The following is an 11,397-nucleotide window of genomic DNA, read 5'->3' as shown; positions in this document are numbered from 1 at the left end:
CGTGTGGCTGCAGAGCCTGTACTCATCCATGAACACTTCTTCGCCGCCATGGGATCGCCGTGCGAGCTTCGCATCTTCCTGCAGGATGGCGCGCGCGCCGCGGCGCTGATCGCGGCCGTGACGGCGGAGGTCGCTCGGCTGGAGCAGCGCTATTCGCGTTACCGCCCGGACAGCCTTCTGTCGCAGATCAACGCGGTGGCGGCGCGGGGCGGGCGGATCGAGGTGGATGAAGAGACCGCCCTTTTGTTCGATTACGCGGACACCTGCCATCGGCAGAGCGACGGCCTGTTCGACGTGACGTCCGGGGTGCTGCGCGAGGCATGGCGTCTGCGTGATGGCAGTCCTCCCGATCCACAGGTGATCGACAGGCTGCGTGCCCGCGTCGGCTGGCATCGGGTGGACTGGATGCGCCCGCAGATCGGCTTTCCGGCAGGCATGGAAATCGATTTCGGAGGCATCGTGAAGGAATACGCGGTCGACCGCTGTACCGCACTCTGCCTCGATGCCGGGGTACGGCACGGCTTGATCAATCTCGGTGGCGATTTGCGCGTCATGGGGCCGCAACCTGACGGGCAGCCCTGGCAGATCGGTATCCAGCATCCACGTACGGCTGGTGAAGTGGCGGGCGTGCTCAGTCTGAGCCGGGGGGCGGTGGCCACCAGCGGTGATTACGCACGATGCAAGGTGATCGATGGTCGGCGCTATGGCCATATACTCGACCCGCGCACCGGCTGGCCGGTGAGCGTGCTGGCGTCAGTGACCGTGGTGGCGGACTTCTGTCTCGTCGCGGGCAGCGCATCCACCATCGCGATGCTCAAGCAGCACGGGGGCGCGGACTGGCTCGTCGGACTCGGGTTGCCGCATCTGTGGGTGGATGTGGAGGGAGGGTGCGGCGGTAGCCTGCTCGGCGTACGCTGATCGCGGCGTTCAGCGCAGGCCTTCGAGCAGGTCGGCCACGCGTTCGAATTCGCTGGACTTGTCGAGGAAATGGTGGGCGCCCATCGCCATGCTGCGGGCGCGCATGGCCGGGGAGTTGCTGTTGGTGAGCACGATGGACAGCAGGTCCGGATGATGTTGCTTCAGGTGTTGCAGCACGCCGAAGCCGCTGCCTTCGCGCAGTTGCAGATCGACCACCACCGCATCGAAGCGTCCGATGCGCAGCGCAGTGATGGCGTCGGCCTCGCTATCGACCTCGCCGCACACGGTGACGCCATCGGTATCCTCCAGTAGCGATACCAGATGCTTGCGGATGAGCAGAGAGTCCTCGACCAGCAGCACCCTCAACGGGCGGCGGCGCAGCGTCTGGACATTGTCTGAAGGTTCTTGCGCATGCACGGCGCGATGCTGGACCGAATCGGATGACGGGGCAGGCGGGACCTGTCCATGAGTGTAGGCGAGTTTCCCATGGCTGGCCGGACCGGTATGTAGGTCGGAGCCGACATCGGTATTCATTCGATCAGTCCATTCTTCAGCGCGTAGTAGGTCAGTTCGGCGTTGCTCTTCAGGTTGAGCTTGGTGAGCAGCCGGCTGCGGTAGGTACTGACGCTTTTCACGCTGATGAAAAGCTCGTCCGCGATTTCCGTGACCGATTTGCCGGTGGCCAGCTTGTGCAGCACCTGGAATTCGCGTTCCGACAACTGCTGATGCGCGGGCGCGTCGGCGTCGCCATTCAGGCGCTGCGTCAGCAGGTCGGCCACGGTGTCGCTGACATAACGGCGGCCGCGCAGCACGGTGCGTATCGCGGACAGGATGTCGTCCACGTCGGCATCCTTGCGGATATAGCCATTGGCCCCGGCACGCAGCATGTTGAGAGCGTACTGTTCTTCCGCGTAGGCGCTGATGATGAGCACCGGCAGTTCGGCGCGATGCGAACGCAGAAGGCGCAGGGTATCCATGCCGTCGCGGTCCGGCATCGAAATGTCCAGCAGCAGCACATCCACTTCGTGCTGGCGCAGCAGGGTGAGCGTTTCCGCACTGGTGGATGCTTCGGCCACGACTTCCAGATCGGGCTCCGCGTCGATCAACTGGCGCAGACCATTGCGCACGATCTGGTGGTCGTCGGCGAGCAGGACGCGTTTTTTTTGCATGATTCTATGGGCCGTGGAAACGATGGATTGCCGGTGAGGTCAGCGCTTGAACAGACCGAGCACGAACGAGGCGATGGTCAATGCAAGGAACACGAAAAAAAGGACTTTTGCAATACCTGCCGCACTTGCGGCCAGGCCGCCAAAACCGAACAATGCCGCCACCAGGGCGACGATGAAAAATATCAGGGCATAGTGAAGCATGACAGGCTCCTTTCGATTTGACGAGCGGGCTGCGCGGTGTGTGGCTTGCGATTCCCATGGCTGCATCCTAGATCGGGCAAGTGAGGGCGGATGTCGTCCGCCCCGTGAGCGGAGCGTCGGACGTGTCTGACGCTGGCCGCGGCGTGCGTCATCGCTCACTGGTCGAAGGGCTGTCCAGGGCTGCACGCAGAGCGGGGTCGGCTACCGATGGCGCCGAGCGACTGACCGACAATGTGCTCATGCGCATCGCACGCTTTCGCTGGGGCGCCCTGCTGGTGGTGCTGATCGGTGTGGCGCTGGCGGTGCTCTCGGAAATCACCTACCAGTCCATGCAGGACGAACGCGGGGAGATCGATGCATCCCGGCTGTCTCTCGCTGCGCTGAACAATATCGTCTATGACAATGCACAGGCGGTTGCAAGCGAGGCGCGCTATGTCGAGGACCCCTCGCCCGCGCATCTGGAAGCGCACCTGAACGCGCTGCAGCGTCTCAACGACGCGTCGACGCAAGTGCTCGGCTGGGCGGCGCGTCGCGGCATCGACGAGGACCGGGTCAGGTTGTTGCGCCAGCTGTTCGCTGTCGAATCCGAACAGTTGCAGCGGCTCAGGGCGCTGCCCGACAACGCGAGTCCGGTGGAGGTGATGGACGCCTTTCTGCCTCCCGTAACCGACCAGGCCGCGTTGCGCGACGCGCTCGAACCGCTGGTGCGTACCGAACGCGCCTATCTCGAGGAGCAGATGACGCTGCTTGGCGAGGAGATCGAGGGACAGCGCGCGGCGGCCATTGTCGTGATTGCCGCCGGGGTGGTGATGCTCATACTTCTGCTGCGTGCCTATGCCATGCGCAGCCAGGCCGAAGCGCTCGTGGCGGATCGCCTGCGTGCGGCGCGCGACGAACTCGACGCGCTAGTGCGCATACGCACCGAGGAGCTGTCCGAACTTGCCTCGCATCTGCAGACCGAGGCGGAGCGACAGAAGGCGGCGCTGGCGCGCGAACTGCACGACGAACTGGGGTCCATTCTGACCGCCAGCCGCATGGAGGCTTCGATGTTGCTGCGCCGAGCACGCAAGCAGGAAAGCGCCGATGTCGAGTCGTTGACGCGGGTCTGCGACATCCTGGAGCAGGGCGTGCAGATCAAGCGGCGCGTCATCGAGGGCCTGGTGCCGACGGTGCTTACCCACCTCGGGCTGCTGCCCGCGCTCGAGGCGCTGGCGGAAGAGACGCGTGCATCGGCTGCACCGTTCGAGGTCGCACTGGATCTGCCCGAATCACTGGAGCTCGAACGCGATCGCGCCATCGCCATCTATCGTGTGGCGCAGGAGGCGCTTACCAATATCCGCAAACACGCGCAGGCCAGCCTGGTGAAGATCGCGATCTCGGTGAACGACGGGCAGGTCCACATGTCGATACTGGACGACGGCATCGGCATGCCGGAAGAGGCCCGCAGCAAGACCGGTTCGCACGGGCTGCTGGGCATGAAGTACCGTGCGGACGCGCTGCGCGGAAGGTTTTCCATCGGTCCGGGCCGACCGCGCGGTACCTTGCTGGAATTTTCGCTGCCGGCGGCTTGACCGGCCGGCTGCGCACCGCCTGAAATCGCGCGCCGGCTCAGGCCAGGACCATGTTGTCCCGGTGTATCAGTTCCGGCTCGTCGACATAGCCCAGCAGCGCCTCGATTTCCGCCGAAGGATGGCGCGCGATGCGCCGGGTCTCGGACGCCGAGTAATTGATCAGACCGCGCGCCAGTTCCTGTCCCGTTGCGTCGCAACAGGCCACCACCGCACCGCGCTCGAACTGCCCGGTCACCTCGGTGACGCCGATGGGCAGCAGGCTGCGACCTTCGCGCAGCGCGCGCGCCGCCCCGTCGTCCAGCACCAGTCTGCCGGCGAGCTGCAGATGATCGGCCAGCCACTGCTTGCGCGCCGCGAGCGGACTGTTGCCCGCCTGCAGGAAGGATCCGAGCGACTCGCCGCGCAACAGCCGCAGCAGCACATCCGGTTCGCGCCCGCTGGCGATCACCGTGTCGGCGCCGCTGCGTGCGGCACGGCGTGCGGCGCGCACCTTGGTGATCATGCCGCCGCGTGAAATGCCGGTGCCGGCACCGCCGGCCATGCTTTCGAAGCGCGCGTCATCGGCCGCGCCCTCGCTGATCAGCGTGGCGGACGGATCCTTGCGCGGATCCGCCGTGTACAGGCCGTTCTGGTCGGTCAGGATGATGAGGCAATCCGCCTCGGTCAGATTGGCGACCAGTGCGCCCAGCGTGTCGTTGTCGCCGAATTTGATTTCTTCGTAGACGACGGTGTCGTTCTCGTTGATCACCGGCACCACGCCCAGTTCCATCAGCGTGGACAGCGTGGAGCGTGCGTTGAGATAGCGGGTGCGGTCGGCCAGATCTTCGTGCGTCAGCAGCACCTGGGCGCAGGCCAGGCCATACTGCGAGAACGCGCTCTCATAGGCCTGCGCCAGCCCCATCTGGCCCACTGCCGCGGCAGCCTGCAGTTCGTGCATGGCGCTGGGGCGTGTGGCCCAGCCCAGGCGCTGCATGCCGGCGGCAATCGCGCCGGAGGACACCAGCAGCACCTCGCGTCCGTCGGCCCGCAATGCGGCGATCTGGCGTGCCCATTCCTGCAGGGCGTCCAGATCCAGGCCGGCACCGTTATTGGTGACCAGTGCGCTGCCGACCTTCACGATCAGCCGCTTCGCATCGACCAGCCTCTGCCTCATTGCGTGTCCCCGTCCTCCGGGTGTCCCGACTCGAGATCGCGCACATCCGGTTCGGGTTCTTCCGGCCGACGCGTTGCTTCCACATGGTCCATCACCGCGTAGCACAAGCTGTCGCAGCCCTCCCGCGTCATGGCCGATATGCTGAAGGCGCGCTCGGCACCGAAGGCCTCGACGAAATCGCGCACGCGTTGCTCGCGTTCGTCCTCGGGAATGAGGTCCATCTTGTTCAGCACCAGCCAGCGCGGCTTCAGGTAGAGCTGCTCGTCGTACTTGCGAAGTTCCTCCACGATCGCGCGGGCCTCGCGCAGGGGATCGGCGTCCGGATCGAAGGGGGCGAGATCGACCAGATGCAGCAGCAGGCGGGTGCGCTGCAGATGGCGCAGGAACTGGTGTCCGAGACCGGCGCCGTCGGCGGCCCCTTCGATCAGCCCCGGGATGTCTGCGATCACGAAACTGCGCGAATCGTCAACGCGCACCACGCCCAGATTGGGCGCAAGTGTCGTGAAGGGATAGTCCGCCACCTTGGGGCGCGCCGCCGACACCGCGCGGATGAAGGTGGACTTGCCGGCATTCGGCATGCCGAGCAGACCCACGTCCGCGAGCACTTTCAATTCCAGCTTCAGCTCGCGCCGCTCGCCGGCTTCGCCCGGGGTTGTCTGGCGCGGCGCGCGATTGGTGCTGGACTTGAAATGCAGATTGCCCAGACCGCCACGGCCGCCCTTGGCGATGAGCGCGCGGGCACCGTCACGGTCCAGGTCGGCGATCACCTCGCCGGTGGCGAGATCGGTGAAAGTGGTGCCGACCGGCACGCGCAGTTCCCGGTCCTCGCCTCCCTTGCCGTAGCAATCGGCGCCGCGTCCGTTTTCGCCGCTCTGTGCGCGGAAGACACGCGTGTAGCGGTAATCGATCAGCGTGTTGAGGTTGCGGTCGGCGACTGCCCAGATGCTGCCGCCGCGACCGCCGTCCCCGCCGTCCGGGCCGCCGAACGGAATGAATTTTTCGCGGCGGAAAGAGGCCGAACCATTGCCGCCATCGCCGGCGATGACCTCGATTTTCGCTTCGTCAAAGAATTTCATTGCCTGTGCTGCCGATACTGGGTGAGCCGGGATTGGGTGCCGCCCGATGATACCGGCGGCAGAAACAAAAAGCCCTGCCTCGCGGGCAGGGCTCATGTCCGGGCGCGTGCCTGATCAGGCTGCGGCCGGAACGATGGTGACCACGCGGCGACGGTTGGCGCCCTTGATCAGGAATTGCACGGTGCCATCGACCTTCGCGAACAGCGTGTGATCCTTGCCCATGCCGACATTGTCGCCCGGGTGGAATTCGGTGCCGCGCTGGCGGACGATGATGCTGCCTGCGGAAATCAGTTCGCCGCCGTAGCTCTTGACGCCAAGGCGTTTCGATTCCGAGTCGCGGCCGTTACGGGTACTGCCGCCGCCCTTTTTGTGTGCCATGAGATGTGCTCCTGGAAAAGTTCAGCGATCAGCCGTTGATGGCGTCGATGCGCAGTTCGGTGTAGTTCTGACGATGGCCCTGATGCTTCTGGTAGTGCTTGCGACGGCGCATCTTGAAGATGGTCACCTTCTTGTGGCGCCCTTGCGAGAGCACCGTTGCACGAACGCTGGCACCGGCAACCACGGGAGAACCGATCTTGACCGATTCGCCCTCTCCGACCATCAGGATCTGGTCGATCACGATTTCCGAGCCCACATCCGCAGGTATCTGTTCTACCTTGATTTTTTCGCCGGCCGCGACGCGATACTGCTTGCCGCCGGTTTTTATGACCGCGTACATGTGTAACCCCAGTAAGGTTTAAGGGAATCCACAACTATACCGGAGGCCGTCGTCAAATGTCAAAGCCTGCGAAACATCAATGGCTTGACGCGTTTTGGGGCGCTGCTACCATCCGCGTTTTTCCGCGTCCGGCCGTTATTCCTTGTCTTCACTGAATCGTCTCTACAGCCTGATAGCGGACGACATGCGCGCGCTCGACGCCGTCATCCGCGAGCGCCTGCACTCGGACGTCGTGCTGGTGCGCCAGGTGGCCGAATACATCATCGGTGCCGGCGGCAAGCGCCTGCGCCCGGCACTCGTGCTGCTCACGTCCGGCGCCTGCGGTCACACCGGGGCGCATCGCACTGAACTGGCCGCCGTCGTCGAGTTCATCCACACCGCCACGCTGCTGCACGACGATGTCGTCGATGAATCCGAGCTGCGGCGTGGCGCCAAGACCGCCAACGCCCTGTTCGGCAATGCCGCCTCGGTGCTGGTCGGCGACTTCCTGTATTCGCGCGCCTTCCAGATGATGGTGTCGGTGGGCAGCATGCGCGTGCAGGCGGTGCTGGCCGAAGCCACCAACATCATCGCCGAAGGCGAGGTGCTGCAGTTGCTGAACTGCCACGACGCCGATGTGGACGAAGAGCGCTACCTGCAGGTGATCCGCTACAAGACGGCCAAACTGTTCGAAGCAGCGAGCCGGTTGGGCGCCATGCTGGCCGGCGTGGACGACGAGGTGGAACAGCGCTTCGCCCGCTTCGGCATGCATCTGGGTACCGCCTTCCAGCTTGTCGATGACATTCTCGATTATTCCGGCGACCAAGGTTCGATCGGCAAGAACCTCGGCGATGACCTGGCCGAAGGCAAGCCCACGCTGCCGCTCATCCACGTGATGAAGAACGGCACGCCAGATCAGGTGCAAGTCGTGCGTCATGCGATCGAGGAGGGCGGACGCGACGACTGGGGCGCCGTGCTCGCCGCGGTGCAGGACAGCGGTGCGCTGGACGTCGCGCGCGAACGTGCCCGGGAGGAAGCGGCACGTGCCCGCGCCGAACTGGACGGACTGCCGTCGAACGACTACCTGCAGAGCCTGCTCGATCTCGCAACGTTTGCGGTCGAAAGAAAGTTCTAGTATATTGCGCGCCTCGTTGCTCACGGGCGACGGTCACGGAAAGCCGCGACAGTGGCCGCAGTGATGTTCGGGGAATAGCTCAGCCTGGTAGAGCACTGCGTTCGGGACGCAGGGGCCGGAGGTTCGAATCCTCTTTCCCCGACCAAGAATCCCGCAAGAAAGCCACCCTCAGGGGTGGCTTTCTTGTTTTCCGGACCCGAATCTGGGTCAGGTCTTCTCTGACTTGCGCCGGGCGTGGTGCCATACAGCGAAACTTGCACACCCGGGATCCTGCTCGAGCAGGAAGGGGCGCTCGGTCGGGCGTCCTGCGAATTTCCGCGGTCGGGCCCTCCGTCACGTCGATAGCTGTTGCCCTGTCGAAAGCTCTTCGGGGCCAAGGTCCCGCCACCCTCAGCCTTTCTCGAAAAACCGCCCCATTCGATGTAGCCTTGGCGGCCCTCGACCAAACTGTCCTGCTCATCGCAATGCCGCATCCCTACACCGACCTGCCGGACACCGCCTTCTGGTCGCGTACCGCTGGTGTTGCCGGGTTCGATATGACGCAGGTTCCCGCCGGGCACGACGGTCTCGTGATCCACGCGACGGACAGGATCGTGTCAGCGGGCAGTTGCTTTGCCCAGCATCTGGCTCGTCTTCTGCCTACGCGGGGCTTCAACTATCTGATCACCGAAGGCGGACCGCCAGAACGCCAGTTCGGCGTCTACCCGGCACGTTTCGGCAACATCTATACCGTTCGGCAACTGCTTCAGCTTTTCGAGCGCGCTTACGGACTGTTCGTGCCTCGCGAGCATGTCTGGCGCTGGCATGATGCTTTCGTCGACCCGTTCCGGCCCAACGTCGAGCCGAATGGCTTTAGCACGCTCGATGATCTGCAGGCGGACCGTGTATCGCACCTGGCCGCGGTGCGCCGGATGTTCGAACAGTGCGATGTATTCGTGTTCACGCTGGGCATGACCGAAGCCTGGGTGTCCGATGCGGATGGCGCCGTATTCCCGCTGGCGCCCGGCGTGCATGGCGAGCCGGAGGACGGCGCGACCTGTCATTTCCACAATTTTTCGGTACCGGAGATGGTGGATGACCTGCGCCGCCTGATTGGCAATCTGCGCCTGCTGAATCCATCGGTGAAGCTGGTGCTGAGCGTATCGCCGGTATCGATCGCGGCGACCTATGAGCCGCGCCACGTGCTGGTGTCCAACAGCTACACCAAGGCGGCATTGCGTGTGGTGGCCGACATGGTGACGCGAGATGACGATCTGGCCTCCTACTTTCCGTCCTATGAGTGCGTTGCCGGCCATCACACGATGGGGCGCTACTTCCAGCCGGACATGCGTCACATCACCGCCGAGGGCGTGCATGACGTGGTGGAGTACTTCACCCGGCTCTACCTTTCCGAGGCGCCCGTCCAAGGCGCTCCTGCCCCGGCGGCGCCCGCACCGCGCACCTCGATGGCGGAACGGGACCAGTGGTACGAGGTGTGGTGCGACGAAGACATGCTGAACGCGCCATGAGAATCGCAGTCGTTGGCAACTGCCAGTCACGCGGGCTGATCGACTGCCTCGAGGCGCTCGCACCCGGTCACCTGTTCGAGGCGATACAGCTGGAACACGTGCAGGACAGCGAAGATCCGGCACTGCAGGCCGTGATGGCGCTGGCGAGCGAAGTCGACGCGATGTTCGTGCACCTGCCCAAATACGCCCTGTCCGGCTCAGGTGAGCAGGAAGTGCTGCGCAATCTGCTTGCGCAGGTGCGTTCGGTCATCGCCATTCCTTCCGTGATATTCGGCGGATTCCATCCGGACATCAACGTCCTGCGGTGCAACGGCCGTTATCTGGAAACGGTGGCGTCCTACTATCACTCGGCCATCGTCGCCGGTGCCTACCTGTGCGGGCTGCCCGCATCGCGGGTGCCCGCGCTGTTCAACCGCTTCATCTACGCCGGTCTGGGTTATGCGGATGACTTCGTTCACCACGGGCGATCCCTGCTGGAGAGCTTCGCGCAGCTCGGGTTCGATGGCCGCTACATTTTTGCGGCGAAACGGACATTCATGCACTGCCCGAACCACCCGGCGGTGAGCATCCTTTTCGAACTGGCAAAACAGATGCTGGAACGCGTGAACATCAAGCCGCTGCCCGGCGCGCGCATGCCAGAGGACTGGCTGGGCAAGTATTCGTTCCTGCTGCCGAGCTATCCTGGCCTGCCCGGTTCTGCGCCCGGAGAGTTCGACCCGGCAGACCCTGCCGCTTCGCTGCAGATTGTTCATGGCGAGCGCGTCATCCGCTGGGATGAGTTCATCGACAGCAGCTATGTGTGCTACGCCGCGCACCGGCTGGAAACCACGGACTGGCATGCGCCCGCCATCGAACGCGCGGCACGCTTCCTGCGCGAGCATGTCCGGCCATGAACATTCACTTCGCAGACATCCAGCTTGCGACAGCACGGCATCTGCGCTGGATGCCGGATGCTGTGGTCGTCACCGACGAAGAAATCACCGTGTCCGGCTGGGCCCTGTCGATCTGGGACGATCCGGCGCGGCAGCGCTTCCTGATCAACGGTGCCGATTTCGACCAGGTCGATCGCAGCCTGCCATCGCCCGACCTGCTCGACTTTTTCGGCCACATCCCGAATGCGGCGACATCGCGCTTTTTCTGCCGGCATCGCCGGACCGGCCGGGATGAGCTGTTTCCGGACGGCTTCGTGCGCCTGAACGTGACCGGTCCGTTCGGCGAACACCGCCTGTCCTACCGCACGGCCTGGTATCTGGCTGACCCGGCACGCGAACCTGCCATGCCGTCGCCGGATCAGATAGAGCGTGTCATCGGCAGCGCGAACCTGCCCTCGTTCAGGCTGGGCGGCGCGACCATCGTGAAGCATTACGAACATCTGCTGCATGAACGTTTCGACCGTCCGATCGCATCCTTCCGGTCCATTCTGGACTGGGGCTGTGGCGCCGGCCGGCTCAGCCGCTACCTGTCGCTGCTTTCGCCGGCGGTGACAGGTATCGACATCGATGCCGACAACATCGCCTGCTGCAGGGACTCACTGCCAGGCGCCCGCTTCCTTGCCGTTGACCTGATGCCGCCCACGCCGTTTGCGGACTGCAGCTTCGATCTGGTGATCGGGCTGTCCGTGCTCACCCATCTCGACGAAGCGGTGCAGGACGCCTGGCTGGAAGAGCTGTGGCGCATCACGCAGCCCGAAGCCCTGCTGCTGCTGTCGGTGCAGGGGCTGCCGCAGATGGCTCTCTACAGAACGCCACCTGCGCTCTACCTCGAAACGCACGAGACAGGCATTCTGGACGTGGGCGCCAACGCCCAGTTGCAGGCCGTGATCGACGACGCCGAGTACTACCGTAACGTGATGCATTCGCCCGACTACATCATGACCCGGTGGGCACGATGGTTCGACGTGCTCGACATCATTCCGGGCACGGCAGGCACCCAGGATGTCGTTCTGCTGCGGCGACGCGCAGACTGAAAG

General features: G+C 64.3%; 13 protein-coding genes and 1 tRNA gene. 7 read left to right on the top strand and 7 right to left on the bottom strand.

Annotated features, from left to right (window positions below; genetic code table 11):
* Positions 1-3: 3 nt before the first annotated feature.
* Positions 4-918 (top strand): FAD:protein FMN transferase, encoded by a 915-nt coding sequence (locus A3Q7_RS0109545; protein WP_026224671.1) that lies wholly within the window; start codon positions 4-6, stop codon positions 916-918.
* A gap of 9 nt (positions 919-927) precedes the next feature.
* Here the strand turns inward: A3Q7_RS0109545 and A3Q7_RS0109540 are convergent, their stop codons facing one another.
* The 3 genes from A3Q7_RS0109540 to A3Q7_RS20545 form a co-directional block, all read right to left on the bottom strand.
* The gene (locus tag A3Q7_RS0109540; RefSeq protein ID WP_018411641.1) at positions 928-1,335 is read right to left on the bottom strand and encodes a response regulator; all 408 of its coding nucleotides are present in this window, start codon (positions 1,333-1,335) and stop codon (positions 928-930) included.
* 113 nt (positions 1,336-1,448) lie between these two features.
* On the bottom strand, positions 1,449-2,087 hold the full coding sequence (locus A3Q7_RS0109535; RefSeq protein WP_018411640.1) for a response regulator: 639 nt from the start codon (positions 2,085-2,087) through the stop codon (positions 1,449-1,451).
* A 39-nt stretch (positions 2,088-2,126) separates the two neighbouring features.
* Entirely contained in the window at positions 2,127-2,288 is a 162-nt protein-coding gene (locus A3Q7_RS20545; protein ID WP_018411639.1) for a DUF1328 domain-containing protein, read from the bottom strand.
* Between the two features lie 122 nt (positions 2,289-2,410).
* On the opposite strand from A3Q7_RS20545, the gene A3Q7_RS0109525 reads away from it, so the two are divergent.
* Positions 2,411-3,859, top strand: coding sequence for a sensor histidine kinase (locus A3Q7_RS0109525; protein ID WP_026224669.1), 1,449 nt, complete (start codon positions 2,411-2,413; stop codon positions 3,857-3,859).
* 37 nt (positions 3,860-3,896) lie between these two features.
* Here A3Q7_RS0109525 and proB read toward each other — a convergent pair whose 3' ends face one another.
* The 4 genes from proB to rplU all read right to left on the bottom strand — a co-directional run bounded on the left by proB (position 3,897) and on the right by rplU (position 6,806).
* The gene (proB, locus tag A3Q7_RS0109520) at positions 3,897-5,012 is read right to left on the bottom strand and encodes a glutamate 5-kinase (RefSeq protein ID WP_018411637.1); all 1,116 of its coding nucleotides are present in this window, start codon (positions 5,010-5,012) and stop codon (positions 3,897-3,899) included.
* Positions 5,009-6,088, bottom strand: a complete 1,080-nt coding sequence (gene cgtA / locus A3Q7_RS0109515; protein WP_018411636.1) for an Obg family GTPase CgtA — start codon at positions 6,086-6,088, stop codon at positions 5,009-5,011. The genes proB and cgtA overlap by 4 nt, the downstream gene beginning before the upstream one ends.
* A gap of 114 nt (positions 6,089-6,202) precedes the next feature.
* The gene (rpmA, locus tag A3Q7_RS0109510; protein ID WP_018411635.1) at positions 6,203-6,466 is read right to left on the bottom strand and encodes a 50S ribosomal protein L27; all 264 of its coding nucleotides are present in this window, start codon (positions 6,464-6,466) and stop codon (positions 6,203-6,205) included.
* A 28-nt stretch (positions 6,467-6,494) separates the two neighbouring features.
* Positions 6,495-6,806: a 50S ribosomal protein L21 gene (gene rplU / locus A3Q7_RS0109505; protein ID WP_018411634.1), complete on the bottom strand. Its 312-nt coding sequence runs from the start codon at positions 6,804-6,806 to the stop codon at positions 6,495-6,497.
* Between the two features lie 184 nt (positions 6,807-6,990).
* On the opposite strand from rplU, the gene A3Q7_RS0109500 reads away from it, so the two are divergent.
* The 5 genes from A3Q7_RS0109500 (at position 6,991) to A3Q7_RS0109480 (ending at position 11,394) form a co-directional block, all read left to right on the top strand.
* A complete protein-coding gene (locus A3Q7_RS0109500; RefSeq protein ID WP_051079192.1) occupies positions 6,991-7,920 on the top strand; it encodes a polyprenyl synthetase family protein in 930 nt (309 codons plus the stop codon).
* Between the two features lie 68 nt (positions 7,921-7,988).
* Positions 7,989-8,065 (top strand) — tRNA-Pro (locus A3Q7_RS0109495).
* Between the two features lie 319 nt (positions 8,066-8,384).
* Complete coding sequence (locus A3Q7_RS0109490) at positions 8,385-9,428, top strand: GSCFA domain-containing protein (RefSeq protein WP_026224667.1); 1,044 nt, start codon at positions 8,385-8,387, stop codon at positions 9,426-9,428.
* On the top strand, positions 9,425-10,321 hold the full coding sequence (locus tag A3Q7_RS0109485; protein WP_018411631.1) for a WcbI family polysaccharide biosynthesis putative acetyltransferase: 897 nt from the start codon (positions 9,425-9,427) through the stop codon (positions 10,319-10,321). Before A3Q7_RS0109490 ends, A3Q7_RS0109485 begins: the two co-directional genes overlap by 4 nt.
* Positions 10,318-11,394: a class I SAM-dependent methyltransferase gene (locus A3Q7_RS0109480; protein WP_018411630.1), complete on the top strand. Its 1,077-nt coding sequence runs from the start codon at positions 10,318-10,320 to the stop codon at positions 11,392-11,394. Before A3Q7_RS0109485 ends, A3Q7_RS0109480 begins: the two co-directional genes overlap by 4 nt.
* Positions 11,395-11,397: the final 3 nt, after the last annotated feature.

Origin of the sequence: Methyloversatilis thermotolerans, assembly GCF_000372885.1 — a bacterium.
Lineage (GTDB): Bacteria > Pseudomonadota > Gammaproteobacteria > Burkholderiales > Rhodocyclaceae > Methyloversatilis > Methyloversatilis thermotolerans.
Note: the sequence above shows the minus strand (reverse complement) of the source record. Positions and strands in the feature narration are given on the sequence as shown.